25 protein-coding genes and 1 tRNA gene are annotated in these 26,974 nt (G+C 62.6%); 16 read left to right on the plus strand and 10 right to left on the minus strand.

What is annotated here, in order from left to right; genetic code table 11:
• Positions 1-8 precede the first annotated feature (8 nt).
• Both pdxY and NKJ94_RS03515 read left to right on the plus strand, forming a co-directional pair.
• A complete protein-coding gene (gene pdxY, locus NKJ94_RS03510; protein WP_352522992.1) occupies positions 9-893 on the plus strand; it encodes a pyridoxal kinase PdxY in 885 nt (294 codons plus the stop codon).
• 47 nt (positions 894-940) lie between these two features.
• Positions 941-1,708, plus strand: a complete 768-nt coding sequence (locus NKJ94_RS03515) for a DUF429 domain-containing protein (RefSeq protein ID WP_352523071.1) — start codon at positions 941-943, stop codon at positions 1,706-1,708.
• A gap of 31 nt (positions 1,709-1,739) precedes the next feature.
• On the opposite strand, the gene NKJ94_RS03520 is transcribed toward NKJ94_RS03515, so the two are convergent.
• Positions 1,740-2,942, minus strand: a complete 1,203-nt coding sequence (locus NKJ94_RS03520) for an aromatic ring-hydroxylating oxygenase subunit alpha (RefSeq protein WP_352522993.1) — start codon at positions 2,940-2,942, stop codon at positions 1,740-1,742.
• Between the two features lie 420 nt (positions 2,943-3,362).
• On the opposite strand from NKJ94_RS03520, the gene NKJ94_RS03525 reads away from it, so the two are divergent.
• Positions 3,363-3,767 carry a hypothetical protein gene (locus NKJ94_RS03525; RefSeq protein ID WP_352522994.1) on the plus strand — a complete coding sequence of 135 codons (405 nt, stop codon included), beginning with the start codon at positions 3,363-3,365 and terminating at the stop codon, positions 3,765-3,767.
• Positions 3,768-3,849: 82 nt separating this feature from the next.
• Here the strand turns inward: NKJ94_RS03525 and NKJ94_RS03530 are convergent, their stop codons facing one another.
• A complete protein-coding gene (locus NKJ94_RS03530) occupies positions 3,850-5,925 on the minus strand; it encodes a PAS domain S-box protein (RefSeq protein WP_352522995.1) in 2,076 nt (691 codons plus the stop codon).
• Positions 5,926-5,971: 46 nt separating this feature from the next.
• Positions 5,972-6,751 (minus strand): response regulator, encoded by a 780-nt coding sequence (locus NKJ94_RS03535; protein ID WP_352492215.1) that lies wholly within the window; start codon positions 6,749-6,751, stop codon positions 5,972-5,974.
• A gap of 46 nt (positions 6,752-6,797) precedes the next feature.
• On the opposite strand from NKJ94_RS03535, the gene NKJ94_RS03540 reads away from it, so the two are divergent.
• Positions 6,798-7,484, plus strand: a complete 687-nt coding sequence (locus NKJ94_RS03540; RefSeq protein WP_023721317.1) for a response regulator transcription factor — start codon at positions 6,798-6,800, stop codon at positions 7,482-7,484.
• Positions 7,485-7,565: 81 nt separating this feature from the next.
• Here the strand turns inward: NKJ94_RS03540 and NKJ94_RS03545 are convergent, their stop codons facing one another.
• Positions 7,566-7,733, minus strand: a complete 168-nt coding sequence (locus tag NKJ94_RS03545) for a hypothetical protein (RefSeq protein WP_352522996.1) — start codon at positions 7,731-7,733, stop codon at positions 7,566-7,568.
• 620 nt (positions 7,734-8,353) lie between these two features.
• Between NKJ94_RS03545 and NKJ94_RS03550 the strand changes: the two genes are divergently transcribed.
• Positions 8,354-8,818 carry a L,D-transpeptidase gene (locus NKJ94_RS03550; protein ID WP_352522997.1) on the plus strand — a complete coding sequence of 155 codons (465 nt, stop codon included), beginning with the start codon at positions 8,354-8,356 and terminating at the stop codon, positions 8,816-8,818.
• Between the two features lie 73 nt (positions 8,819-8,891).
• Here the strand turns inward: NKJ94_RS03550 and NKJ94_RS03555 are convergent, their stop codons facing one another.
• Together NKJ94_RS03555 and NKJ94_RS03560 are read right to left on the minus strand one after the other, a co-directional pair.
• Complete coding sequence (locus tag NKJ94_RS03555) at positions 8,892-11,975, minus strand: efflux RND transporter permease subunit (RefSeq protein WP_352522998.1); 3,084 nt, start codon at positions 11,973-11,975, stop codon at positions 8,892-8,894.
• Entirely contained in the window at positions 11,972-13,231 is a 1,260-nt protein-coding gene (locus tag NKJ94_RS03560; protein ID WP_502904153.1) for an efflux RND transporter periplasmic adaptor subunit, read from the minus strand. Before NKJ94_RS03560 ends, NKJ94_RS03555 begins: the two co-directional genes overlap by 4 nt.
• A gap of 151 nt (positions 13,232-13,382) precedes the next feature.
• Here NKJ94_RS03560 and NKJ94_RS03565 point away from each other — a divergent pair, with 151 nt between their 5' ends.
• The 5 genes from NKJ94_RS03565 to NKJ94_RS03585 all read left to right on the plus strand — a co-directional run bounded on the left by NKJ94_RS03565 (position 13,383) and on the right by NKJ94_RS03585 (position 18,038).
• Entirely contained in the window at positions 13,383-13,919 is a 537-nt protein-coding gene (locus NKJ94_RS03565; RefSeq protein ID WP_352522999.1) for a TetR/AcrR family transcriptional regulator, read from the plus strand.
• Positions 13,920-14,083: 164 nt separating this feature from the next.
• Positions 14,084-15,688 carry an inorganic phosphate transporter gene (locus NKJ94_RS03570; protein WP_352523000.1) on the plus strand — a complete coding sequence of 535 codons (1,605 nt, stop codon included), beginning with the start codon at positions 14,084-14,086 and terminating at the stop codon, positions 15,686-15,688.
• An 86-nt stretch (positions 15,689-15,774) separates the two neighbouring features.
• Complete coding sequence (locus NKJ94_RS03575; RefSeq protein WP_352523001.1) at positions 15,775-16,800, plus strand: transporter; 1,026 nt, start codon at positions 15,775-15,777, stop codon at positions 16,798-16,800.
• A 172-nt stretch (positions 16,801-16,972) separates the two neighbouring features.
• Positions 16,973-17,617 carry a carbonic anhydrase gene (locus tag NKJ94_RS03580; protein WP_352523002.1) on the plus strand — a complete coding sequence of 215 codons (645 nt, stop codon included), beginning with the start codon at positions 16,973-16,975 and terminating at the stop codon, positions 17,615-17,617.
• 10 nt (positions 17,618-17,627) lie between these two features.
• A complete protein-coding gene (locus tag NKJ94_RS03585; RefSeq protein ID WP_352523003.1) occupies positions 17,628-18,038 on the plus strand; it encodes a nuclear transport factor 2 family protein in 411 nt (136 codons plus the stop codon).
• A 90-nt stretch (positions 18,039-18,128) separates the two neighbouring features.
• On the opposite strand, the gene NKJ94_RS03590 is transcribed toward NKJ94_RS03585, so the two are convergent.
• A complete protein-coding gene (locus NKJ94_RS03590) occupies positions 18,129-18,554 on the minus strand; it encodes a hypothetical protein (protein ID WP_352523004.1) in 426 nt (141 codons plus the stop codon).
• Between the two features lie 295 nt (positions 18,555-18,849).
• Here NKJ94_RS03590 and NKJ94_RS03595 point away from each other — a divergent pair, with 295 nt between their 5' ends.
• Positions 18,850-20,904, plus strand: coding sequence for a M3 family metallopeptidase (locus tag NKJ94_RS03595; RefSeq protein ID WP_352523073.1), 2,055 nt, complete (start codon positions 18,850-18,852; stop codon positions 20,902-20,904).
• On the opposite strand, the gene NKJ94_RS03600 is transcribed toward NKJ94_RS03595, so the two are convergent.
• The gene (locus tag NKJ94_RS03600; RefSeq protein WP_352523005.1) at positions 20,901-21,215 is read right to left on the minus strand and encodes a hypothetical protein; all 315 of its coding nucleotides are present in this window, start codon (positions 21,213-21,215) and stop codon (positions 20,901-20,903) included. The two genes, NKJ94_RS03595 and NKJ94_RS03600, sit on opposite strands and share 4 nt — an antisense overlap.
• A gap of 573 nt (positions 21,216-21,788) precedes the next feature.
• Positions 21,789-21,864, minus strand: a tRNA-Ala gene (locus tag NKJ94_RS03605).
• Positions 21,865-22,028: 164 nt separating this feature from the next.
• Here NKJ94_RS03605 and NKJ94_RS03610 point away from each other — a divergent pair.
• On the plus strand, positions 22,029-22,319 hold the full coding sequence (locus NKJ94_RS03610) for a YggT family protein (RefSeq protein ID WP_023678162.1): 291 nt from the start codon (positions 22,029-22,031) through the stop codon (positions 22,317-22,319).
• A gap of 13 nt (positions 22,320-22,332) precedes the next feature.
• Positions 22,333-22,644: a DUF167 family protein gene (locus tag NKJ94_RS03615; RefSeq protein WP_352523006.1), complete on the plus strand. Its 312-nt coding sequence runs from the start codon at positions 22,333-22,335 to the stop codon at positions 22,642-22,644.
• Between the two features lie 56 nt (positions 22,645-22,700).
• Here NKJ94_RS03615 and NKJ94_RS03620 read toward each other — a convergent pair whose 3' ends face one another.
• The gene (locus NKJ94_RS03620; protein ID WP_352523007.1) at positions 22,701-23,816 is read right to left on the minus strand and encodes a cellulase-like family protein; all 1,116 of its coding nucleotides are present in this window, start codon (positions 23,814-23,816) and stop codon (positions 22,701-22,703) included.
• A 119-nt stretch (positions 23,817-23,935) separates the two neighbouring features.
• Between NKJ94_RS03620 and NKJ94_RS03625 the strand changes: the two genes are divergently transcribed.
• The 3 genes from NKJ94_RS03625 to NKJ94_RS03635 all read left to right on the plus strand — a co-directional run bounded on the left by NKJ94_RS03625 (position 23,936) and on the right by NKJ94_RS03635 (position 26,951).
• Entirely contained in the window at positions 23,936-24,667 is a 732-nt protein-coding gene (locus NKJ94_RS03625; RefSeq protein ID WP_352523008.1) for a FadR/GntR family transcriptional regulator, read from the plus strand.
• A 74-nt stretch (positions 24,668-24,741) separates the two neighbouring features.
• Positions 24,742-25,938: a mandelate racemase/muconate lactonizing enzyme family protein gene (locus NKJ94_RS03630; protein WP_352523009.1), complete on the plus strand. Its 1,197-nt coding sequence runs from the start codon at positions 24,742-24,744 to the stop codon at positions 25,936-25,938.
• 35 nt (positions 25,939-25,973) lie between these two features.
• Positions 25,974-26,951: a substrate-binding domain-containing protein gene (locus tag NKJ94_RS03635; protein ID WP_352523010.1), complete on the plus strand. Its 978-nt coding sequence runs from the start codon at positions 25,974-25,976 to the stop codon at positions 26,949-26,951.
• Positions 26,952-26,974 lie beyond the last annotated feature (23 nt).

The raw sequence follows: 26,974 nt of genomic DNA on the forward strand, positions 1-26,974 counted from the left end.
GAAAATCAATGAGCGCCGAAAAAACCGACGCGCCGCGCGCGGTCATCGTCGTCTCCAGCCATGTCGCCCGCGGCTCGGTCGGCAACCGCGCTGCCGTCTTTGCGCTGGAGACGCTGGGGTTTCCGGTTTGGGCGGTGCCGACCGTCATCCTGCCCTGGCATCCGGGCCATGGCCGGGCGACCCGCATCGTGCCGCCGCTGGACCAGTTCGAGGCGCTGATGGCCGACCTCGAGCGCGCGCCATGGCTTGGCGAGGTCGGCGCCGTGCTGTCCGGCTATCTCGGCGAGGCTGGCCAGGCCGAAGCCGTCGCTTCGCTGGTCGGTGCGGTCAAGGCGAAGACGCCGGACGCCCTCTATATCTGCGACCCCGTGATGGGCGATTCGGGCGGGCTCTACGTACCGGAGCCGACCGCTATCGCCATGCGCGACCGGCTGATGCCGATCGCCGATATCGCCACGCCCAACCGCTACGAGCTGGAATGGATGGCCGGAGCGCCGCTGCCTGACCTGAAATCGGCAATGGCTGCAGCCCTGCAAGCCGGGCCACCGACCATGCTGGTCACTTCGGCACCGGCGATGATGGCCGGCGGCATCGGCAATTTGCTGCTCAACGGCAGAGAGGCGCTGCTTGCCGAACACCGCCTGATCGAGAAGCCGCCGAATGGGCTCGGCGACCTGACGGCGGCCGTCTACCTAGCGCGCATCCTGTCCGGCCAGCCGGCCGCCAAGGCGCTGCAATCGACCACGGCGGCTGTCTACGAGATTCTGGCGCGCACCGCCAAGCGCGGCGGCGACGAATTGCAGCTCGAGACCGATGCCCAGAGCCTGTCGCACCCGATGGCGATGGTGCAGCTTCGCCATCTCCTGCATCCGGGACGGGACCGCCGGGCGTGACGCTGGCCGAAGACGCCGTGCCCCAGGATGATGCGCCCCAGAATGTTATGCCCAAGGATGTTGCGCTTATCGGGGTCGACGGTTGCAAGGCCGGCTGGATAGCCGTCCGTCGCGATCCCGGTGCCGTACCATCGGCAGCCGTTTTCCCAAGTTTCGCAGCGTTGCTCGACCAGCTACCCGCCAATGCGATCGTGGCGGTCGATATGCCGATCGGCCTGCCTGATTTCTCGCAAAGAGGCGGTCGCGGCCCGGAGGCGCTGGTGCGGCCGCTTCTCGGTGCCCGGCAGTCCAGTGTCTTTGCCATCCCCTCCCGCGCCGCGCTCTACGCCGAGATGGAAGCCTTCACCACGGTCGAAGCCTGGTACGCCGCACATCGCAAGGCCAGCGAGGTGGCCAAGACAACCTCCGATCCGCCGCGTGGCGTCTCGATCCAGGCCTTCGGCATCTTCGCCAAGATCCGCGAGATCGATTCGCTGCTGATCGGCCGGCCCGAATTGCGCAGCCGCGTCTTCGAATCGCATCCGGAAGTCGCCTTCTGCAGGCTGAACGGCGACCGGGCGATGCGCTTGCCGAAGAAGATTAGGGGCAGCGTCAATCCAGCCGGCATGACCGAACGCAAGGCGCTGCTTGTCGGGCATGGTTATGGCCAGGATTTTCTCGACCGGCCGCCGCCGCGCGGTGCAGCCGCCGACGATTTCCTCGATGCCGCGGCGATGATGCTGATTGCCGGCCGCATCGCCAGAGGCGAGGCAATGCCGTTTCCGGATCCGCCGCTCGCCGATCGTTTCGGCATTCCCGTCGCCATCTGGGCCTGAGAATCACGGCCAACGTTTTGGGCGACATGCGTCAGGAGCGTGATCTGAGCGCCTCGTTGAGCGCCCACATATCCTTCTCCTCGGGCGCGGTCTCCAATCCGAGCACGGGAATTTGCTTGCGCAAATGGTCGTGGTGGGTGCGCACGCCATATTCGAGATCGGAAAGGTAAAAACCCCCAAAGGCTTCGGACAGCATGGATTCGTTAGACCATATCGAAAGCTGCACATCCTCGGCCAGCGTGTCGCGGTCGATGCGGTAGGATAGGTAGCGGGCAGCCGCCTGCTCCCTGGTCTCGTCGCGATAGCGGTAGATGGCGCCGCGCAGCAGCGTCTCACCCGTCGACAGCGGGAACTCCTGATAGAACTGCACCGATTCGGGCATGATCGACAGCGCGTTGTTCGGGAAGATGCCATAGTAGATCCAGGCCTTGCGCAGGTGCTCCGGCAAGTGCTTCGCCTCGGGTGCGAGCTTGATGTATTGCGCGACGCTCCAGCGCCGTCCGGCATGCGGGTTGTAGGTGGCAAACGAGCGCGACACGCCGTTGACGAACGGCTCGTCGAAATAGGTCGCGCCGTAAAGATCCTGCAGCGCCGGATGCGCCATGGCGACGTGGTAGCCTTCATTGTCGACGTCGCGCACCGACTTCCAGTTGACCGGCGTCTTTTGGGTCCAGATGCCCCAGGACGGCACCATCTCGGCCACACCGTAATGGGCAATCTCGGCTTCGATCGGCTTCAACAGCTCGGCCACGGATGGCTGAGGGCCACCCTTGCGGAAACGGATGAAGATGAAGCCCATCCAGATTTCGAGCTCGAGCGGCATCAGGCCGAATTCGGTCTTGTCGAGGTCCGGGAAGGAACGCGGGCGGGCAGCACCGCGCAGCGTGCCGTCGAGATTGTAGACCCAGCCATGGAAAGGGCAGACCAGCGCATTCTTGCAAGTGCCCTGGCTGTCGGCGACGACGCGACTGCCGCGGTGGCGGCACATATTGTTGAAGGCACGCACCACGCCATCCTTGCCGCGCACGATCAGCGCCCGCTCGCCAACCACATCCATCGTCAGATAGTCGCCGGCGTTCGGCACGTCCGAGACATGGCCAGCAATCTGCCAGTGGTTGCGGAAGACGTGCTCTTTCTCGAGTTCGAGCAAGGCGTCGGAATGATAACTCCAGCCCGGCAGCCCCCGCCGATCCCAATCGTTGGGGATTGCCACGTCGCGCAGATGCGGGTTCATAAAAGACTCGTTATTTATTGAATACTCGTTCAATAAATAAAGATTTTCCATTGAAATGCAATGGCTTGCGAAAATAAGGCGAATTCCTGACGTGAAATCGCGCGGTATGTGTGAGCCGAACCCGAATGGTCGAGGCTGGGAAAATCCCGGGAAATCCGGACGTTAATCCCCTTACGCTTGTTGAGCGCCCGGCCCTCCGTGGACCTGCAAAAGGCGACGTGAATCCGGTGCCGTGGATAGCGGGAAACGAGCGCTGAATGCCACCGGTGCGGCCAGCTACCATGATCAGTTTGCCCCGGAATGGCCGCGGGCCTGGTTTCATGCCGGTTACACAATCGTTAATCCATCATCGTTGGCCCGTTACAAGGTGCGATTAAGTTCGTTTCAACAGGGAAAAGAAGAACACCGAAGGAACCGACGATGCATACGAAAACCCAGATCACCGATAACGACCATCGCCTGCAGGGCCCGCAGCGCAACGACCGGCGCCCGAAGCTGGCGCTGCGCCAGCGCGCCAGTGATCATCCGATGGCGATGTTCATGCTGCTGGCCGCCACCGCATTTGCCGGCATGGCGTTCACGCCGACGGTCGGTCCGGCCTTCGCCTCGCTGAACCCGCCGGCCAACCTCATCGACGGCGCGACCACCACGACCAAGACGGCGCGCCTGCCGATCCCGGACATCGATTTTGCCTGCAAGGGTCAGGCCTGGGGCGCCGAGAGCCTGGACTGCCTGCGCGCCATCGCTGCCCAGTCAGGCAGGGCCCGGCCGGTCCGTATGATCGCCAATGCAGCCCCGCTGGCCGACACGCCGAACGTTTTTTGATCTTTTCGCGAGCGCCCTCCAGCACTCCAGTCAGGCTCCCGCCGCAATGTCGGCCGGGAGTCTTTTTTCTTCCTTTTTGTCTCTAGCCGCCCGAAGCCGCCTGCTCGGCAATGGCCGAAAGCACGCCGCGCACGTCCAGCGTGCTGAACGGTTTTTCCAGGATTTGCGGCCGCTGCGGCGCCGGCAGCGCCTCGATCTCGCCTTTCGCGCCGATCAGGTCGCCGGTGACCAGCACGAAGCGCCGCGCCAGATCCGGCATTTCGGCAAGCAGCTCGCGATAGGCGGCTATGCCGCTGGTGCCGGGCATGCGCAAATCGGAAAACACGATGTCAGGCTGTATGTGGCCGCTCAGGGTCGCGGCGGCCGAGACCCAGGCCGGCACGATCCGCGACTTGATGCCCATCAGCTCCAGGATGTCGGAGAGCGACGCCGCGACATCCGGCTCATCGTCTATGATCAGCGCGTGACGCAAGCCGCTCGACCGCGACGGACTGTCGCCGGCGGCGGCCGCGCCGGCGGAGATCGCCGGCAGCTGCACGACAAAACGCGCGCCCCTCGGCAAAACCTCCTCGAACCAGATATTGCCATTGTGCCGCTCGATGATCGATTTGGAGATCGACAGGCCGATGCCGGTGCCGACGCCGACCGGCTTGGTGGTGAAATAGGATTCGAATATGCGTGAGCGTATCGCTTCCGGCACGCCCGGCCCGTTGTCCTCGACCGAGAATCCGGGGTTGCCGCGGTCGCTGCGAAACGTCCGGACCTTGATCCGCCGATCGCCGGCAATGCCGGCCAAGGCGTGCTGGCTGTTGATGAGGAAGTTGGCGGCCACCTGCGTCACGTGGTCGGCATCCGCCATGGCCAGCAACGGGCCGCTGGCGAAATCGGTGTCGATGATGATGCCGCTCGATCGCGCGCCATAGGCGGTCACTTCGAGTGCCGCGCGGATCACCTGATTGAGGTCGGTCTCGGCCTGTGCCGTCGGGTGCAGGCGGACCATCGACAGGAAGCTTTTGACGATACGGCCGCAGCGCTCGGCAGCGGCGCGCACCTTTTCGGCGCGCACCTTGGTCTGCGGATCGGCGGCGAATTCATGCAGCAGCGTCGACTGGGCGACGACCACGGCCAGCGGGTTGTTGAGCTCGTGCGAAACGCCGGCAAGCAGCGAGCCCATCGCCGCCATCTTCTCGTTCTGGTGCAGTTTTTCGCGCTGGCGGTTGATTTCCTCCTCGGCGCGCAATCTGTCGCGCAGGTCGCGGATGGAGCCGAAGATCAGATGGCGATCCGCGACCCGCATCTCGGTTGCCGTCAGTTCGATCGGAAAAACCTCGCCGGCGGCGTTCTGGGTGACCGTTTCGAGCCGTTGGCCGACCATCGGCGCGCCGCGGCCCGACATGTATTCGGCGCCCGACGCATAGCCCTTGCGGTAATATTCCGGCACGACCGTATCGAGCAGGTCCTTGCCGAGGATGTCGCTGCGCTGATAGCCGAACATCTTCTCGGCAGCCGGATTGAATTCGATAATCGAGCCGGTCTCGTCGATGACGATGATGGCGTCGAGCGAGGCCTGCAGCATGGTGCGGCGAATGACTTCGCTGGCATGCGCGTCGGAGGGCGACCGTTCGATGGCATCACCGATGGCGAGTGCCACGATGTGCAGCGCCGCCTCTTCCTCATCCGTCCATTCGCGTTCGTTGACGCAGTCGTTGACCGCCAGCGTGCCCCACAGGTTACCGTGCGAAAAGACCGACACCGACAGGAACGACTTGATATTCTGCTTTTCGAAATCGGTCCGCAGAAAGCCTTCGAGATCGCGTGTGTGCCCGGCGAAGATCTTGCCTTGGCGTTCGTCTTCCGCCAGCTGTTCCAGCAACGGGTCCGAATCGACGACCGACTGCATGATCACCGTAGGTGACGCCAGTTCGCCGCCAAACCGGGGGGCGATCCAATAAGCGGCGACCGACTGGGCGAAGCCCTGGCCGGGCAGCTCGCGCAGGCGAAACAGGATGCCGCGGTGACAATCCATGGCTTCGCAGAGCGTTTGGAGGATACCCTCCATCTCGTGCTGCCAGTCGCCGGCTTGGCGCAGCCGGCGAACCACATGCACGGCCGCCATCGCCGCGCCCTGCATTTCCGCCCGTGCTGTTTCAGCGGTCATGGTCAGCCGTCATTTCCTGGCCGTGGCTTGCTCAAGCCGCCGGGCCTTAGTTATTTTCGCCGGCCGGCAGCGAGAAGATATAGCCTTCGCCGCGCACCGTGCGCAGGAATTTCGGATTGGCCGGGTCCGCTTCGATCTTCTTTCTCAGCCGCATGATGCGGATGTCGACGGCGCGGGACGATTCCGGGTCCTCGACGAAACCGATCGCCTCGGAGATCGCCGCCCGCGTCAACAGCCGGTTGGCGCGCGTCAGGAACACCTCCAGCACGTCGAACTCGCTCTTGGCCATGTCGATGACCGCGCCGTTGGCACCGGTGACGAGCCTGCCGTCGAGATCGGCGTGAAAGGGTCCGAAGCTCACGGACCGGCGTCCGCCAGATGTTTCGGCCTTGGCCTTTTGTGGCTCGGTCGGCTCCGGAACGCGGCGCAGCACGCTGCGCACCCTGGCCAGCACTTCGCGCAATTCGTAGGGCTTGACGATGTAGTCGTCGGCGCCGAGCTCCAGTCCCACGATGCGGTCGAGCGCGGTACCGGCGGCGGTCGCATAGATAATGCCGATCGGCATTTTCGACCGCATCCAGCGGCCGAGCGACAAGCCGTCCTCGCCCGGCATGGCGATGTCGAGAATGGCCAGATGGAAGGACTGCGTTTCCAAAAGGTCTCGCGCCGCCGCCGCACTTTCGGCCGTGGCCACATCATAGCCGCTGGCGCCGAGATACTCGGCGACCGCGTCCCTCAGGTCGGGCTCGTCCTCGACAATGACAATTCGTGCCCGCACGATGCTTTCGCTCCCGCTTTCAGCGGAAAGTAGATTGGGTATAAACATGATGTCCAGCACTCTTCTTGGGTTGCCGTATGCGGGGTAGAAAAACATGGCTGCACGATCCGTCATCGCGCTTGTTTCCGTCGCTGAAGTAATTGCGACCGATCTCGCCGATCATCTCAAGCGACGCGGTCATGACGTCCGCGCGGCGCGACAGCCGTGGGAAGCCGAATCGCTGCTTTCGGAAAAGGGCATCGATGTCGTGGTTGTCGGCGACAGCGTCAGCCAGGCGGAGGGGCGCGACCTGCTCAGGCGCCATGGCGGCGAAGGTGGACCGGATTTCATCCTGATCTGCCGCCCGGCCGATCTGGTCGACAAGGTGCTGGCGCTCGAGCTCGGCGCCGCCGACGTCGTCGAAAGCCCGCTCAATGTCAGGGAGCTCGCCGCCCGCGTCGGCGGCCTTTTGGCGCGGCGCGGCAGGAGCGCCGGAGAATTGATCGTGCTGGAGAACGCGACCGTCGATCTTCGATCGGCCATCGTCATGCACCGCTCGGGCACGGAAGAACAGCTTTCGCCCGGGCAGGTGGCGCTGCTCAGGCTGTTCCTGGCCAGCCCGCGCAAGGTGCTGACGCGCGACGACATCATCGCCGCCGCGCCCGCCGAAAATGCCGAAGCCTTCGACCGGTCGATCGATTCGCGCATAGTGCGGCTGCGCCGCAAGCTCGATACCGAAACCATCACCACCATACGGGGTGCGGGTTACCGGTTCGATCCGCCGACGCAATTCGCCGATTGAATGCAGGACAGCCACCCTTTTGTTTTGAGCATCGGATTTTCCCAAAACCGGTTTCCACTTTTGGGGTCCGATGCTCTTTCCTCAGCGCACCACGAGAAGCGACGGGCCTGACGGCATTTCACTGTTCGTGCTGAACTCGCCGGCATGGGCACGTTCCTTCAGCAGCACGGTGGCGAGGCCGGCAATGCCGAGCAGGCCCTGCACGTAGAGCAGGGCAGAAAGCACGGAAGCGGCGAATTTCGTTTTCATCCTGTTCGTTCCTCAAAATTGGGATTTGCGGGCGCTTCAGGGGAACCCCCGAAGCGCCCGCGCCGCCAGCGGAGCCCCCCGTTGCGGCGCGGGCCTTCGGTCCTCTCGGCAGCAAGTTGCCGGAGGCGCCGCGCATCCTCAACAGCCCGAAGCCGCCCCCGCCAGAGGGCCTTGAGCCGGTCGATGCGCAGGCTGGAAACTATCCAGACCAATTTAGACCGTAGCGAAAGCAGTGTTGGCTTCCGATCATTCGGTGCCGGCTGTTTTCGTTAGGTCAACTTTGCCCGTGTGCTGTATCCGGATCATGCCGCCGAGGCCGCGGTTTGTTGCAGCTCGGTTTCGGAGTCAGGTGAATTCCTCTCAAACGAAAGGCAACCGCGTATTCGTGCCGCGGCTCGGCCGATCTCCTTGTGAAAAGCCGATCCCTTTTTGCAAACATGGCACCGTCCTAATGGTATCGCGCGACTGGAAGCCGCTTTGCGCGGACTCTTTTTGTTAACCAGAGGAAACACAATCGAAACAGAAACGCGCATCTAGCGAAATCGGCTCGAAACATGACGCCCCGATAAGCCGGTCATCGAATTGGAGCCGGCCCCGACCGGCAGAATAGGGGAGACATCATGTACACTGCCATTTCCGCCAAGCTCATCAACGTCACCGCCGCAATCATCACCGGTGCTGCCTTGCTTTTCGGGGCCGGCAACGGCACAGCCCACGCCGCCGCCAACAAGATCGTTGCGCGTGTGTCGCTGTCGCAGCAGACCATGGAAATCCTAGTCGACGGCCGGCCGACATTCGCCTGGAAGGTCTCGACCGGGGACCGGACGCACGTCACGCCAACCGGTTCGTTCAAGCCGACCCGCATGCATGCAATGTGGTATTCGAAGAAATACGATAACGCCCCGATGCCGCATTCGGTGTTCTTCAGCGGCGGCTACGCCGTACATGCGACAAGCGCCACCAAGCGCCTCGGCCAGCCGGCCTCGCATGGCTGCGTGCGTCTGCATCCGGACAACGCCGCCGATTTCTACCAGCTCGTCGAGGTCTTCGGCCCGGCCAACACCAGCATCGTCATCGTCAAGTGAGCGATGCTGCTCTCGTCGCTCCCAAAAAAGGCCGGAAATCCGGCCTTCTTTATTAGCATAATATTAGTACAATCTAATCTGGCATCACCGGCATCAGCTTCGGATCCGGCTTTTCGGCGTGATGTGGCAGGTCCTTGCTGGCGATGAAGGTGTAGAACATCGGCACCACGAACAGCGTGAACATGGTTCCGACCAGGATGCCGGTGAAGATCACCAAGCCCATCGAATAGCGTGCCGCGGCACCGGCGCCGCTGGAGATGATCAGGGGCACCACGCCTAGCGCCATCGCCGCCGTCGTCATCAGGATCGGCCGCAGCCGCACCTTGGCCGAGGCGATGATCGCGTCGCGCCGCCGCATGCCGTGCATTTCACGCTGCTGGTTGGCGAACTCGACCAGCAGGATGCCATGCTTGGTGATCAGGCCGATCAGCGTGATCAAGCCGACCTGCGTGTAGATGTTGAGCGTGCCGAGCCCGATATTAAGCGGCACGATCGCGCCGAAGATCGACAGCGGCACCGCCATCATGATGATCAGCGGATCGCGGAAGCTTTCGAACTGCGCAGCCAGCACCAGATAGATGACCAGCACCGCCGCCGCGAAAGCGATGATGATCGTGTAGCCCTGTTCCTTCTCCTGCCGCGATTGACCGGTATAGTCGATGAAGAAAGTGTCTGGCAGGCTTTGCCTGGCAATGTCCTCGATGGTCTTCAGCCCGTCGCCGGTGGTGACGGTGGGCAGCGGCAGAGCGGAAATCGTGGCGGAGTTCAACTGGTTGAACTGCTCGATCGCGGCCGGAGAGGCGTTGGTCGAGATCTTAACCACCGCCGAGAGCGGCACCATCTCGCCTGAAACGCTGCGCACGAAATACTCGCCCAGCTTTTCAGGGTTGTCGCGGAATTGCTGCGGCACCTGCGGGATGATGTCGTAGCTGTTGGAGTCGCGGTCGAACTGCGCCACTTCGGCGCCACCGACCAAGAGCGTCAGCGTTCGGCCGATATCGGCGATCGGCAGGTTGAGTGCGGCGGCGCGGTCGCGATCGATCGTCACCGTGACTTGCGGCGCGTCGTAGGCCATCGAATTCTCCACGACGATGAAGCGGCCGGAGGCCTGCGCCTTGTTCTTGATATTTTCCGCCGCCTCGTAGACTTCGGAGGCCTCGCCGGTCGAGCGCACCACCATCGTGATCGGCAGGCCGCCGCCGGAGCCGGGCAGCGTCGGCGGCGCGAAGACGAAAGCCTTGACGCCCGCCACCTTACCCAGCCGGCCCTGGATATCCTCCTGAATCTCCTTGGAGTTGCGGGCGCGCTCGGCCCAGTCCTTGAACGCAAAGCCGACAAAGGCGCCGCTGGTCTGGCCGTCGAAGGCGACAGCCGAAAACTGCGCCCTGGTTTCCGGCAGGTCCTTGACCAGGCCGAGTATCTGGTTGACGTAGCGCTCGGTATAATCGGACGTTGCATAGCGCGGCGCCGTCACGATCGAAAGCAGGAAGCCCTGGTCTTCTTCCGGCGCCAACTCGCTCGGGGTCTTGGTGAACATGAAGCCGGTCGTCGCGACCAGCGCGAGGACGATCATCAGCGTCACCGGGCGATATTTCAACGAGCCGGTGACGAGCCGCTCATAGGTGTTTTCGACGCGCCCGAACGTGTTATCGACAATGCGCTGGAAGCGGCTGTGCGAACCTGCCCTCAGGATGCGTGCCGACATCATCGGTGTGATGGTGAGGGCGACGACACCCGACAGCACCACCGAGCCGGCCAGCGTCACCGCGAATTCGCGAAACAGCGCACCGGTCAGGCCGCCGGTGAAGGCCAGCGGTGCGAACACGGCGGCCAGTGTTATCGTCATGGCGACGACGGCGGACGAAATCTCCCGCATGCCGTTGAAGGCCGCCTGCATCGGCGACAAACCGTCTTCTTCCATGTGGCGGTGAATGTTTTCCACCACCACAATGGCATCGTCGACGACGAGGCCGATTGCCAGCACCATGGCCAGCAACGACAACAGATTGATCGAATAGCCCAGCGAAAGCAGCAGGAAGCAAACGCCGATCAGCGACAGCGGAATGGTCACGATCGGCATCATCACCGAGCGGAACGAGCCGAGGAAGAGCAGGATGACGACGATGACGATGGCGACGGCTTCGCCGATGGTCTTGAACACCTCTTCGATCGAAGCGCTGATCTGCTCGGTCGAATCGTAGACGACCTCGATCGTCATGCCTTGCGGCAGCGTCTCCTGAATGGTCGGCACTATCTTGTGGATTGCCGCCGCAGTGGTCAGCGGGTTGGCGGCCGGCGTCGGGAAGATGGCAAGAAATGTGCCGGGCTTGCCGTTGAAGCTCACCCTAGCGTCGGTGTTCTCGGCGGCGAGCTCCACCCGCGCCACATCGCGCAGTCTCACCACATTGCCGTCCTTCGAGCGGAGCGGCAGAGCGGCGAAGGCCTCCGGCGTCTGCAACGTCGAGCGCACCGTGATCGACGAGACGACGTACTCGTTTTCGGTGTTGCCGGGCGCGGAGAGGAAGTTCGACTCGTTGATGGCAGTCAGCACTTCCGCTGCGGTGACGCCGCGCGCGGCCAGCTTGATCGGGTCGATCCAGACGCGCATCGAATAGTCGGCGGCGCCGAATATCTGCACGTCGGCGACACCTTCGACCGTCGACATACGCGGCCGCACGACGCGTTCGATATATTCGGTGAGTTGTTCCCGCGTCATGTTCGGATTCTGCATCGAGATGTACATCATCGCGAACTGCTGGCCGGTGCCCTTGATGATCACCGGATCCTTGGCCTCGTCCGGCAAGTCACCACGCACGCCTTGCACCTTCGACAACACTTCGTTCAGAGCGACGTCGGGGTTGGAGCCGAGTTTCATCTGCACCGTCACGGTGCTGGAGGACGGCCGGCTCGCCGACGTGACATAATCGATGTTTTCGGTCGAAGCGACGGCACGCGCGATCGGCGCGGAAATGAACCCCTGGATCAGGTCGGCGCTGGCGCCGGGATAGGCCGTGGTGATCGTGATCGCCGTTTCTTCAACCTCCGGATACTGCCGGATCGAAAGGTTGAAGATGCCCTGGAAACCCAGAAGCAGGATCATCAAGGCGAGCACAGTCGAAAGGACCGGGCGGCGGATGAAGATGTCGGAAAAGCTCATTGCTGGGCTGCCTGCTGGTTCCCCGGCTTGGTCGGGTCGATCGTGTTGTCGACGGCGACCGACATGCCGTTGAAGAGCCGGTTCTGACCGGCGGTGACGACTTCGTCGCCGGGCGCGATGCCTTGCAGGATCTCGACCAGACCGGCGTTGCGGCGGCCCGGTTTGACGAACACCTGAGCGAGCACGAGCTGCGGCTTCTGTTCTTCCGCTGTCGGTTTGGCCGGGGTAGCAGTCGGCTTTTCTTCCGGCTTTGCCTCGGGCGCTTCGGCAGCGGGCTTGGCAGCATCCGCGGCGGGCTTTTCTTCCGGCTTTGCCTCGGGAGCCGCGCCGTTGGTTTCGGCGGATGTGGCCGGGCGCACCACGAAGACGAAGTCACCGTACAGGCTGGAGGTCAGGGCGGTCTGCGGCAGCGCCAGCACGTTCTTGTCCTCGGGCAGTTCGACGCGCACCTGGACGAACTGGCCGGGCGTCAGCTTGCCTTCCGGATTGGCGACCTCCGCCCTCACCGTCACCAGCCGGCTCGTCGGATCGATCTTCGGATCGATACCGCGAATGCTGCCGGCGAACGGCATGTCGCCGCCGCCAATGCCCAGCCGCACCGTCTGGCCGATCTTCAGCTGCGGAAGCTGCTGCTCCGGAACCGTGAAATCGACACGCATCGTGTCCATGTCCTGCAAGGTCACCACGGCGGTGCCGGGTGTGAGATACTGGCCAAGGTCGATTTTCGGAATACCCACGGTGCCTTTGAAAGGGGCCGTCAACTGTTTTTGGTCGAGCACCGCTTGCAGCTTGTTTACCTGCGCGGCGGAGACCGACGCCGCTGCCTGCGCCGTGTCGAGCGTAGCGTCGGTGCCGACGCCGCGCTTCTGCAGCTCAAGAGCGCGCGTCAACGTCGTCTGGTCGGATGTGGCTTGCGCCTTCGACGCCACGAGGTCGGCTCGCTCGACGGCATCGTCGAGCTGCAGCAGCACGGCGTTGGCGGCGACCTTCTGATTGGCGTGAAACAGGATGTCCTTGACGATGCCGGCGGTCTCCACCGTCAGGTCGACGCCGCGTACGGCACTGACCGTACCGATCGCCTCGATGCCGGGCGTCCAGGACGTCGGTTTAACAACGACCGTCGACACTGTCGTGGCCGGCGGCTTCATGGTGGCAAAGAACTGTTGGGCCATCTTGTCACGGAAAAGCTGCCAGCCGACGATGCCGCCGCACACCAGCACGAGCAGAATGAAGGCGATGATGAAGCGCTTGATCACGAACAGTCCCCTCGGCCACGGCCCAGCATAACCGTCGGATGACCGGAACACATACCTGTGACTGGTCCCAATTTCAAATGACGGCGATCTTACTGTACCGTCTGGACGGTCTTGTCAATTCCGCCTAAGCTAATGAATGGGGGAACGATTGATGAAGGTCCGCAGAGCAAATTCGCGCGAGAAAATTCTCGCCGCCGCCGCCGACGTGGCGCGCGAGACGGGTCCTGGCAGCCTGTCGTTGGATGCGGTCGCCAGCCGTGCCGGCGTGTCGAAAGGCGGCCTCCTCTACAATTTTCCGACCAAGGCGAAGCTGATGCAGGCGCTGGTCGAGGACTACCTGCGCGAGTTCCAACAGGCGCTGGAGTCCGCTCGCACGAGCGGCGTCAGCGGCGAAAGCCCGCTTGCAGCCTATATCAGGCTTTCGGCCGATCGTGCCGAGGAGTCGAAACCGTCGGCCTCCTGGATCTTTTCGGCGATCGCCGAAGATCCTGATTTCCTGACGCCGATAAAATCGTTCAGGCGGCAGGTTTTCGAGCGGCTGAAGGGCGAGACGCCGGACCTCAAGGCGCTGCTGGTCTGCTATCTCGCCATCGAAGGGCTTCGCAGCATGAACCTGTTCGGTTCGGATGTTCTCTCCGCCGATGAGCGCCGGCTGCTGATATCGTCCCTGCTGGAGATCGCGGGATAGGCGAGGGTTGCCTTCGCCGGGGTTCAGTTGCTCCGACTGTCGGGACGTCAGTTTGCTTCGATTGCCCCGTTTGCGTCACCTCAACCTGCCCTGCCGTCACACAGGCTTCATTGTGCGGACATAGCGTCCTCCCATTCTTTGCTGCAATGCACGAGGAGTGGGGTATGGTCGATATTGTTTCAAGCGAAGCAGGAATTCCAAGGCCGGAGCATCCGCTCGACCGGCCGAACAGCACCGGCAAATGGTTTCTGCCGGCCTTTGCCGTCATCGTCCTGGGCGGCCTTGCCTATGTCGGCTACGCACTCGGCCAGGACCTGACCAGCACCGTCGCGGTGCCGTGGATCCTGCTTGGCCTGGCGCTGCTGATCGCGCTCGGCTTCGAATTCGTCAACGGTTTTCACGACACCGCCAATGCGGTGGCAACGGTGATCTACACGCATTCCATGCCGGCCGAGCTTGCGGTGATGTGGTCCGGCTTCTTCAACTTCCTCGGCGTGCTCACCGCCAGCGGGGCGGTCGCCTTCGGCATCATTTCGCTGCTGCCGGTCGAGTTGATCCTTCAGGTCGGATCGAGCTCGGGACTGGCCATGGTCTTCGCGCTGCTGGTCGCCGCGATCATCTGGAATCTCGGAACCTGGTATCTCGGCCTGCCTGCCTCGAGCTCGCACACACTGATCGGCTCGATCATCGGCGTCGGCCTCGCCAACCAGTTCACGGCTCCGGCCGGCTCCATCACCAGCGGCATCGACTGGTCGCAGGCGTTCAATGTCGGCCTGTCGCTTCTGATCTCACCGCTGGTCGGGTTCGGCCTGGCTGCGCTGCTGCTTCTGGTGATGAAGCTGCTGGTCAGGAACCGCGAGCTCTACGAGGCGCCTAAGTCGAGAGCCCCGCCGCCGCTGTGGATCCGGGCGTTGCTTATCTTCACCTGCACCGGCGTCAGCTTTGCCCACGGCTCCAATGACGGGCAAAAGGGCATGGGCCTCATCATGCTCATCCTGATCGGCGTAGTGCCGACCGCCTTCGCGCTGAACCGCACGCCCGATATCAACTATCTCGAAGCCTATAAGTCGGCGGCGACTGAGGTCGAGACCGTGCTCGGCAAATACGTCAAGCCCGGCGTCGCCGTGACCGACGCTGCCACAGCGGTCGGCGACGCCGTCCGTACCAAGACCTGGAAGGACGAGACCACGCCTGCCCTGCAGAGCTTCATCCATGACACCAGCGCCATGTTGTCGCCCTATCCGTCCGTGGAAAAGCTGCCGACAACTCTGGTCAGCAACGCCCGCAACAACATCTATCTTATCGGTGAAGCGCTGAAGCTGATCGACAAGAAGAAGCTGTTGCCGATGGAGGCAGACGACCTGAAGGCGGTGACGATCTATCACAAGGCGGTCGACAACGCGACGAAGTTCATCCCGCTCTGGGTCAAGGTCGCCATCGCGCTGGCGCTCGGCCTCGGCACGATGGTCGGCTGGAAGCGCATCGTCGTCACTGTCGGCGAGAAGATCGGCAAAAGCCATCTGACCTACGGTCAGGGTGCGTCCGCCGAGCTTGTCGCCATGGCGACGATCGCATCGGCCGACTATCTCGGCCTGCCGGTCTCGACCACCCATGTCCTGTCCTCGGGCGTTGCCGGCACCATGGCGGCGAACGGCTCGGGCCTGCAATGGGCGACGGTGCGCAACATGCTGATGGCCTGGATGCTGACCCTTCCGGTCTCCATCTGTCTTGCCTTCGTGTTGTTCGCCATCTTCCGCCAGGTGTTCTGAGCGGGGACAGGGCTTGACCAGAATGTCGCGGCGCCGGCTCCGGCGCCTCCCGGATCACCTGAACGCGCTTTGTTTCGGCGGCGGCCATGAATGACGCATCGCATCTGACATTGCTTGCCGCGGACGACCAGCATCATGCTCCCGGGTTGGTCTGGGCTTATCATGCCGCTCCCGGCAAAGCTCCCGAACCGCTGGCGCCCAGAGACATAGAGGCCGCACTGGCATCACCGGACGGCTGGGTCTGGCTGCATGTCGACCTTGTCGACCGGCGCGCCCATTCCTGGGTCAGCCATGCCTGCGCGCTGCCGGCGTCGGCTCATGCAATCCTCGAAGGGCACGAGGACAGCCTGGTGCTGGCCCATGAGAACGGCGTCGTCCACGGCATTTCGGCCGACCTGCATGGCGAGATCGCCCATCAGTCGACGACGATCGGCAGATTGCATTTTGCGGTCTCGGAGCGGCTGCTGGTAACCGGCCGGCGCCATCCGCTGGCGGCGGTGGAGGAAGTGCACACCGCGCTTGCCGCAGGGCTGCGGCCGGCCACAGCATTCGAGCTGTTCGAGACGCTGGTCATGGCCCTTTGCAAAACCGCCAGCCTGCGGCTCGCCGCGGCGACGAAGCGGCTCGATGCGGTCGAGGACCATCTCGTGACCGAGCGGCTTGCCGATGAAAGGCGGCAACTAAAGGATGTGCGCCGGCTTGCCGTGTCCCTGCATCGGCCGATCTCGGCCTTGGCAGCGCTTTTCCAGGACGAGGACCGCTCCGCCTGGAACCTCTCCGCCGGCGCACATGCCGTTTTGCGCCGGCTTGCCGTCCGCCTGGAGCGGCTCGACCGCGAGGTCGTCATGATCAACGACCGGGCAAGGCTGCTGCAGGAGGAGCTTGCAGCCGAGCTCGCCGACGAATCCAATCGCAGCTTGAAGGCGCTGGCAGTGATGAGTGCGCTGCTTCTGCCGGGCACGCTGATCGTCGGCATATTCGGCATGAACACTGGTGGGCTGCCATTCTCCGAGGCTCCCAGCGGCTTCATCCTGGCGATGCTCCTCGCAGTCGGTGCGACCGGCCTGTTCTACTGGCTTTTGCTGCGCGCCGGCGCCAATCTGCGGTTCTGAGCCCGATTAACAGTGGCGTTCGTTCGATTGCATGCAAAGTACAGGCTGACACGTTGAAACCACGCATCGCGCTTTCCGAAAATCGGTTTCCGATTTTCGGACTGATGCGCTAGAGCCTATGAGATTGAACCGAGCTGCCGCCTCTAATCCGGAAAGGCTCCAGACGCCGCCCATGCCCCATCTTCCCGACCATCTTCTCGCCGGCTACCGCAGTTTCATGAGCGGCCGCTATCTCACCGAAAGCGGGCGTTATCGCTCGCTGGCGCGGGAGGGCCAGGCACCGGAAACGATGATCGTCGCCTGCTGCGATTCCCGGGCCGCGCCCGAAGCGATCTTCGATGCCGGGCCCGGCGAGCTGTTCGTGCTGCGCAATGTCGGCAATCTGGTGCCGCCCTATGCGCCCGACGATCAGTTCCACTCGACATCGGCGGCGCTCGAATTTGCCGTGCAGAGCCTCAAGGTCAAGAACATCGTGGTGATGGGCCACGGCCGCTGCGGCGGCATCCGTGCGGCACTCGACACCACGGCGGCACCCTTGTCGCCGGGCGATTTCATCGGCAAATGGATGAGCCTGATCGCGCCGGCGGCCGAGACCGTATCGTCCAGCACCTTCATGACCGCGACCGAGCGCCAGACGGCGCTGGAGCGCATCTCGATCCGCTATTCCATAGCCAATCTGCGCACCTTCCCTTGTGTTTCGATCCTCGAAGGCAAGGGGCGGCTGTCGCTGCACGGTGCCTGGTTCGATATTTCGACCGGCGAGCTTTGGGTGATGAACAAGGACACCGGCGATTTCGAGCGGCCGGAGACGGAGTAGGAGACTAGGCATGGTGCGAGCTCGGTTCGCGTTCGCGGCGGCGGCACTGCTGTGCTCAGCAAATGTCGCCCGCGCCGACGATAGCGCGATCATCGACCGCTGGTATTCGGCACTGCTGGTCGCCGACCGCACCGAATTGTCGGACCTGCTTGCCGATAACGTGCGCATCAAGCTTGACGACCTCGGCGTCGTGCAAAGCAAGCAGGAATTCATCGCCTCGATCGCCGAGTGGCAAGGCGCCGTCGCCGGGGCCGAAATCCGCCACCGGATCGAGAAATCCGAGGGCGGCGTCACCACTGTGATCGCCTGCTATGATTTTCCCAGCAACGACATGCTGATGCAGGAGACCTTTGCAGTCGCCAACGACCAAATCACCGCCAGTTCGCAAGCCGCGATCGCCGAAAATTGCGACGGTTACTGACGAAATTTTCGTCCAGGTTATTGAGGACGGGCGCTGGAATTGCCGGTGTTATTTCGCGTCTAAAAAGTGCACTGTCACCGTAATTCTTACCTAAAACGATATAGACGACACGATTGCTCTAGCAACGTCCAATTCTTCTAGATAATATGCATCACCAAGACATAGATATGTCATAAATACAAAATCAATTCCGTTTGACATATACCATGCAGATAACAATTGGTCGGTGGTTTCTGACAATACACCAACAGAGATTATGCCTTCAGACTCATGTTGCGTGATATGTCTTACATCTATAGAATTATTATGACAAAACTGAATCATAAATGTTCTCAGAACATCAGCATTTGCGTTTGGTTTTTCCCCGCTACGATACTTCGCAATTGAGAACTGAATCGCGCCGCAGCCGTCCGTTTCTTTGGCTAAGGTAGGTGGCGATCCCTCAGGAAGATCGCCGGCTATGTCTACCCATCCGGCAGGCAGGTCGAAGGTGAGGCCATGGAATTCTACTCTCATTAAGGTTCCCTTGGATCGGGTGTCAGGTCGGATTCCAGGAATTCCGGTGAACAGTGCACCTTTTGCTGCACGGCGCGTGAGTGGGCATCCTCAGGGTCGCATACGAGTGGAAGCCTCAGTCAAGGGAAAATGCAGGCTACAAGATAATAATCTTGGTGGGCATAGAATTCGGCTCGAATGATAACTCACGGCACCATGTGCGCACGCTTTCAGCGCTAACCGGGCGCTGTTGCATGGAACCGGCCGGCGCCTTACATCGGTGACGATCCACCTCCTCCCGCCACTCAGCGAAAGTTTGCCCATGCCGTCCGCCATCGACCTCGCCGCCCATCCGCTGACTGCGTGGCAAGGGCCGCTCGGCCTGTCCGATTTCACGCGCATCGGCGACGGTGATTTTTCTCCGGTGTTCGATGCGACCCTGAAGGCGCATGAGGCCGAGATCGAGGCGATTGCCGGCAACACCGGGACGCCGACCATCGAGAATACACTTGCTGCGCTCGAGCTTGCCGGCGAGGCCCTTGACCGTGTGTCGTCGATCTTCTGGTGCCGCGCCGGCGCCCACACCAATGAGGCGATCCAGGCGTTGGAGCGCGACATCTCGCCAAAAATGTCGCGGCATTTCTCGGCGATTTCGATGAACGAGCGGCTGTTTGCCCGTATCGACGGTCTCTATCAGCGCCGCGAGGCTTTGAAGCTCGATGCCGAAACGCTGCGTGTGCTGGAAAAGACCTGGAAAAACTTCGTCCGCTCCGGCGCCAGGCTCGATGCCGACGGCAAGAAGCGGCTTGCGTCGATCAACGAAGAATTATCGTCGCTCGGCACCACCTTCGGCCAGAACGTGCTTGCCGATGAGCGCGACTGGGCGCTGTTCCTCGACGAAGCAGACCTAGCCGGCCTGCCGGAGTTCCTGAAAAGCTCGATGGCCGAAGCCGCCGAGATGCGCGGCCAGAAAGGCCGCTACGCCGTCACTCTGTCGCGCTCGATCTACGAGCCGTTCTCGACCTTCTCCGAACGCCGCGACCTGCGCGAGACAGCGTTCCGCGCCTTCATCATGCGCGGCCAGAATGGCGGCGCCACCGACAACACCGAAGTGGTGCGCGACATGCTGCGCCTGCGCGCCGAGAAGGCGAAGCTGCTCGGTTATGCTTCCTACGCCGCATTGAAGCTCGACGACACCATGGCAAAGACGCCGGAGGCGGTGCACACGCTGCTCGATCCGGTCTGGGAAAAAGCGGTGGAAAAGGCCGCAAGCGATCAGGCCGAATTGCGGCGGCTGGCGGCCGAGGCTGGCAGCAACGAGAAATTCGCCGCCTGGGACTGGCGCTTCTATCAGGAGAAGCTGCGCGCAGAGAAATTCGCCTTCGACGAGGCCGAGCTGAAGCCGTATCTGCAGCTCGATCACATCATCGACGCCTGTTTCGACGTGGCGACACGATTGTTCGGCATTTCTTTCGAGGAGAAGAAGGGCATTGCCGCCTGGCACCCGGACGCTCGCGTTTTCGTGGTGAAGAATGCCGACGGCAGCGAGCGCGGCCTGTTCCTCGCCGATTATTTCGCGCGGCCGTCAAAGCGCTCCGGCGCCTGGATGAGTGCGCTGAAATCCGGCTACAAGCTTGGCCCTGGGTCGAAGCCGGTCATCTACAACATCATGAACTTCGCCAAGCCGCCGGCCGGCCAGGCAGCCTTGCTGTCGGTTGATGAAGCCAAGACCCTGTTCCACGAATTCGGTCATGCCCTGCACGGCATGCTGACCGACGTCACTTGGCCCTCGGTCGCGGGCACGTCGGTCAGCCGCGATTTCGTCGAACTGCCCTCGCAGCTTTACGAGCACTGGCTGACGGTGCCGGCGGTGCTGGAAAAACATGCGCTGCATGTCAAGACCGGCATGCCGATGCCAAAGGCGCTGGTCGACAAAATGCTGGCGGCGCGCACCTTCGGTGCCGGTTTCGCCACGGTCGAGTTCACGGCCTCGGCGTTGGTCGACATGGCCTATCACGCGCGGCCGGACGCGGCGGATCAGCCGCTTCGTTTCGAAGCCGAAACGCTCGAAAAGCTCAACATGCCCGACACCATCGCCATGCGTCACCGCACCCCGCATTTCGGCCACATCTTTGCCGGCAATGGCTATTCGGCCGGCTATTATTCATACATGTGGTCGGAAGTGCTTGACGCCGACGCCTTCGCCGCCTTCGAGGAGACGGGCGATCCCTTCAACCCGGCGCTGGCCGAGCGGCTGCGCAAGAACATCTACGCCGCCGGCGGCTCAAAGGACCCGGAAGAACTCTACACCGCCTTCCGCGGCAAGATGCCTTCACCGGAAGCGATGATGGCCAAGCGCGGGCTGGTCTAAGACTTGCCCGTCCCAGCGAAATCCGAAGGTTCTGTCATGACAGACCCCGATCCCGAGTAATGCCTTTTCGTCGCCCGTCGGGTACGTGCTGGCGCCTGATCCGGTACCTCCGGGGCCGGCTCGGCGTCACCGGCTGCGGCCGTCTCGTTGAGGAAGCCGGCAATCCGCTCCGCCGTCTCCGTCGTGGCAAAGGAGAGCAATCGGCCGCGATGAACCACGGGCTCGCCACTCTCATTGTCCCAGATATCGAACCGGCAGCTTGGGTTCGCTATGGCTTCGAAGCGGTCCTTCATGTCAACGGTCCAGGTCATGTAACTGCCACGGGGGCCAGAGCGGTGGCCAGAGGGGTGGCTTGAGCGGCACCGGCAGTTCGCGCGCCTTGCTGCGCTTGCGTGAAGCAGATGGCAGCCGCAAATCGCGACAGCGCCCAGGCTTCATTGCGCAATGCTGGAGCGACAGCCATTTCAATCCCCGTCGTCGGGCCCGACGGCCGCAGGTCGAAGGACTTGCGGCAATCGGCTGTTATCAACGGGCAGAGGTTCCGCGATCCCGGCTTACGGATCGCTTACGGGCATTTTCGAGGTGGTCACGACCCCAGCGGCGAAGGTCAGCACGGCAAAATGGAAACAGAAAGAATAGGCGAACAAGGAGGCCGATCCTCTTGGGCTATTCTTACAGCAACTGCCGGCCGAGCAAATTGGGGGCTGGCCCTAGCCGACCGACGCCAAAGCGCGTGGTCACGCCGGTAATCCTCGATGGCCGCAAGTCGCAAGTGGCCTTCTCTCAGCGTCGCGAAATCGCCGGGCAGCGTGCGCAAGCAACAAAGCGCCGCTATCAAGGAGGTGTGCTCGGCATCCATTGGGCAAGGGGTCGAGAAAATCCGCTGGTGGAGCTGAGGAGGATCGAACTCCTGACCTCGTCATTGCGAACGACGCGCTCTCCCAGCTGAGCTACAGCCCCGTCCAGCGGATGGGGCTTTTATCGGCCGCAGCGGTTTCCTGTCAAGGCTGTGCGTGTCGCCGAAATGCCGTTCGGCCGCTCGTCCGGCTTCGCCATGCCGCAGAAGGCGGCTCTTGCCGCTTTCCCCTACAGTGGCTACATGTCGGCAACAATCGGAGACCGGCATGATCGCCCTCATTCAGACCATTGTCATGGCGCTTGACCTTTACTGGTGGATCATCATCGCCTCGGCGATATTTTCCTGGCTCTACGCCTTCAACGTCGTCAATTCCCGCAACCAGTTCGTCGACACCATCAGCAACATGCTCTATCGGCTGACCGAGCCGGCGCTGCGGCCGATCCGCCGCTTCATGCCCGATCTCGGCGGCATCGACATCTCGCCGATCATCCTGCTGCTGATCCTGTTCTTCATCCGGCAGTTCCTGCTCACCACGGTGCTTTCGCTGGTCGTCTGAGTTCAGGCGTCCCATGAGCGCGCCGTTCCGCACGCGCGCCGACGGCATCGACCTGTTCGTCCGGCTGACGCCGAAATCAGCGATGGACAGGCTCGAGGGCCCCGAAACGACGGCGGATGGGCGAAGCCATCTGAAGGCTCGCGTCCGCGCCGTGCCGGAAAACGGGGTCGCCAATCGAGCGCTGGAAAGGCTGGTCGCCAAGGGATTTGGCGTGCCGGCGTCAGCCGTCTCGGTCGTCGCCGGCGGCACCGCTCGGCTGAAGACGCTGCGCGTGCTTGGCAATCCCGTGGCGCTGACGAAACGCATCGATACGCTCACACTATGAATCCACCCAGCGGCCATCCAGTTCCTGTTCGGCCGGCCAGACGGCCTCCTTCCTAGTCAGCGCTTCAAATCGGCATCGATGGCGGAGGATTTGATCAGGTCGGTCAGCCGCTTGTGCCAGGCGATGTCGCGCCACATGCCGCGGAACTGCGGCCCGCAGAAATTCGAAGGCGCGATGCCGCTCCAGCGCCCCTTCTTGGCGGCGTATTCCGTGCCGATCGCGGTCATATCCTTGATCCAGCCCCAGTCGAGGCCGGGCCAGTCCTTGTAGTCGACCAGCGACCAGCATTCGGTGGTGACCAGCGGCTTGCCGGCATGGCGCGACCAGGCCGCGACGTTGTCGATCTCGCCGAGCAGCTTGCCGTCGTAATAGGCTTTGTTGGCCTTGTACTCGCTGTGGCCGCGGGCAACGATGTTGTTGAAGCCGCGCGGATCGAACTGCTCGTGATTGTAGTCGATCTTGGAATAATAATCCGAGGTCTCGCGGTGCGCCATCCATATATGCGGCTCGAGGAAATCGAGCATCGAGACATCCTGGTCGTTCCAGTTCTTGTACTGGCTGCAGAACGAGAAGGTATAATCGATGTCGGAATAGGCGGCCCGCATCAGCCTGAGCGAGTCGGCCATCCAGTCGCGCGCCCTTGGCTCGGCACGGCTCAATTCCTCGCCTGTCGTGCCGCCGTAGAGATAGGGCGTCCATATCGGAAGCGGGTATTCGTTGCAGAGGTCGACATAGAGGATGTGGTTGATGAGGCCGGCCTTGTCGATCTCGCGCAGCGTGTCGATCCATACCCGCGCCTGATCCTCGGCAGTCCTGATCCTCAGCCTGAGGTCGTCGCGATCCTGCCGGTACCAGGTCGAAAGCGCAACTGCGATGCCATGCGCCTTAGCCTTGGCGATGAACTCGACCAGCGCCGGCAGCACCTGGACATGGATCAGCGATTGGGCGCCCCAATTCAGCTGGTCCCAGACCGGCAGGATCTCCCAGCTTTTCATCGGATCGGCCGAGACCAGATGCGGGTAGGCATCGATGCGCACGGCGTTGTAGCCGCGTTCGGCGAGCTCGCCCAGCGCCTCGTCCCAATCCTCGTAGCCGGCGCCCGGCCAGCGGCGCTCCAACCAGGAAAAGTCCCACATGGTGATGGCGTAGGGTCTCTGAATCGCTGGTTTCATCGTTCGTCTCTCGCTCCTCGGCAAACCTCGCGGCATTGGTAGTCCGGATACGACGCTATTGACAATAGGTTGGCTCAATGCTTTCTACATTTTTGCCGAAACCTAGCATACAGGTTCGAATGAACAATCCGCTTCAGCGCGATGCGACGGAGGACGAGGAGGCCACGACCAGCCTTGTCTCAAAGGTCATCCACGGCATTCGCCAGATGATTCGCACGGAGGGCCTGAAGATCGGCGACCCGCTGCCAAGCGAGGCGGCGATCGGCGTTGAGCTCGGTGTTTCCCGCGCCGTTGTGCGCGAGGCCTATCGATCGATGGCGGCGCTGAGGCTGATCGACGTCGGCAATGGCCGCCGCGCCCGGGTGTCGGCGGTCGTTCCCGAAGTGCTGGCCCTTGTCATCGATCACGGCGTGCAGACCGATCAGGTTTCGGTGCAGCAGATTCTTGACGTGCGCCGCACCATCGAGATGCGCACGGTGGTGCTTGCGGCGCTCAGGCGCACCGACAAGGAGGCGCGCGAGATCAAGGCGTTGGCTGCCGCCATGCGCGCCGATTTCAGCAATTCCGACAAAGTGATGGAGCACGACATCGCCTTTCACGAGACCATTGCGCGCGCTTCGCGCAATCCGATGTTCTCGCTGATCGTCGGCTCGTTCCATGTGGTGACGCGGCAGACCTGGCGGATCGGCTGGGCAGCACGCGCGACCGATGCCGACCGCTACGAAAGCGTCGCCTGCCACGAGGCGATCGCCGCGGCGATCGAAGAGGGCAATCGCGCCGCCGCGGAGGCGATGATGGCCGAGCATTTCGACAACACCGTCAAGGTGCTGCTGGCCAGCGGCATCAACTAGGCCGTGATCGCGAACCGAAGGTCAGCGTAGCAAAAGATCATGGTCAAGGAAGCATTCTTGCGGAGCGCAGCCAGGTGAAGATCGGCAAGATCGAGACGATCCGCATCGCAGAGCATCCCAACCTCTGCTGGGTGCAGGTCCATACCGATGAGGGTCTTGCCGGCCTCGGTGAAACCTTCTTCGGCGCTCAGGCGGTGGAAGCCTATGTGCACGAGACCGCAGCACCTCTGTTGCTCGGACAGGATCCGCGCCAGATCGACCGCATAGGGAAGACGCTGACCGGCTATGTCGGCTTTGCCTCTACCGGGGCCGAGATGCGCGGCAATTCGGCTATCGACATCGCCTTGTGGGACCATTTCGGCAAACTCACAAATCAGCCGGTCGCGCAACTGCTGGGCGGCTTCACCCGCAACGACATCCGTACCTACAACACCTGCGCCGGCACCGCCTACATGAAGCAAGGCGGCCAGACGGTTGCCAATTACGGTCTCGCCGACGACCGCGACCGCTATGCCGACCTCGATGCCTTTCTCAACCGGGCAGACGATCTGGCGGAAGAACTTCTGGGTGAAGGCATCACGGCCATGAAGATCTGGCCGTTCGACGTGGCGGCCGAGGCCAATGGCGGGCTGCACATCAGCGCCGCCGAGCTCAAATCGGCGCTTCGGCCTTTCGAAAAGATCAGGAAGCGCGTCGGCGACAAGATCGACATCATGGTCGAGTTCCACTCGATGTGGGCGCTGACGCCGGCGATCAGGATCGCGCGGGCGCTGGCGCCTTACGACACCTACTGGCACGAGGATCCGATCCGCATGGATTCTCTGGACGACCTCAAGCGTTACAGCGAAGCCTCGACAGCGCCGCTCTGCGCCTCGGAGACACTCGCGACACGCTGGCGCTTCCGCGACCTGCTGGCGACGGGAGCGGCGGGCATCGTGATGCTCGACCTGTCCTGGTGCGGCGGCATCTCGGAGGCCAAGAAAATCGCTTCGATGGCCGAGGCATGGCACCTGCCGATCGCCCCGCATGACTGCACCGGTCCGGTGGTGCTTACCGCCTCTACCCATCTGTCGCTGAACGCGCCCAATGCGCTGATCCAGGAGAGCGTGCGCGCGTTTTACCGCACCTGGTACCGCGACCTCGTCACGCCACTGCCTGAAGTCGGCAAGGGCAGGATCACGGTACCGCCCGGCCCCGGGCTCGGCCTCGAACTGAGCCCCGATCTCGACCGGCGCTTCACGATCACTCGACGGGTGTCCGAGGCAAGCTAAAGCCAATCAACCACCACCAAACGGGAGGAACGACGATGATGAAACTGCTTACTATCCTGGCCGCAAGTTTTGCCGTGCTGACCATGCCGGCAATGGCGGAGGATGCACCGTTGCGGATTATTTACACGACGCATTCGGACAGCGGCAACACTTTCTGGCTGTCGGTCAAGAAGGGCATGGACGACGCCTGCGCGCTCATCAAGGCCGACTGCCAGATGCTGCTCGTGTCCAAGGTCAGCGACGTCCAGGGGCAGATCGCCAATATCCAGGCGGCGATCGCCCAGAGCCCTGACATGATCATCACCTCGATCCCCGACAACAAGGCGTTCGACCAGGTGGTGAAGGAGGCAATCGACGCAGGCATTCCGGTGATCGCCTCCAATGTCGACGACTTTGAGGGCGCGAAAGGCAACGCCCGTCTGGCCTTCGTCGGCCAGGACTTCATCCTCGCCGGCCAGGCGCTCGGCCGCGCCATCGCCTCGAAATTCCCGGCCAGCGGCCCCGTCAAGGCGCTGATCGGCGTCAATGCCCCGGCCGACAACTGGTCGCGCGCCCGCGCCAACGGCATCATCATGGCTTTCAAGGAATGGCAATCCGAGCATCCCGACCGCAAGATCGTCTGGGACGAGATCGACGCCGGCCTCGACTATGGTACGACCGGCGATCGCTTCGGCAATTACCTGACCGGCAATCCCGACCTCAATGCCTATGCCGACACCGGCTTCTGGGACGTCGGCGCGGTGACGGTGCTGAAGGACCGCGGCATTGCGCCCGGCCAGATCACCATGGGCGGCTTCGACCTGGTGCCCGACGTGCTCAACACCATGAAGCAGGGCTACATCCAGTTCCACATCGACCAGCAGCCTTACCTCCAGGGCTATGCGCCGGTGCTGCAGGCACCGCTGATCAAGAAATTCAAGCTGTCGGCCTATGACGTTAACACCGGCAGCGCCGTGGTCACCCCCGACATGGTCGACGATATCCTGCAGCTCAGCAAGGACGGCTACCGCTAGGCAATCCAGAACGTCGCGGGCGG

The organism is Mesorhizobium sp. M0060 (assembly GCF_040323155.1).
Taxonomy (GTDB): domain Bacteria; phylum Pseudomonadota; class Alphaproteobacteria; order Rhizobiales; family Rhizobiaceae; genus Mesorhizobium.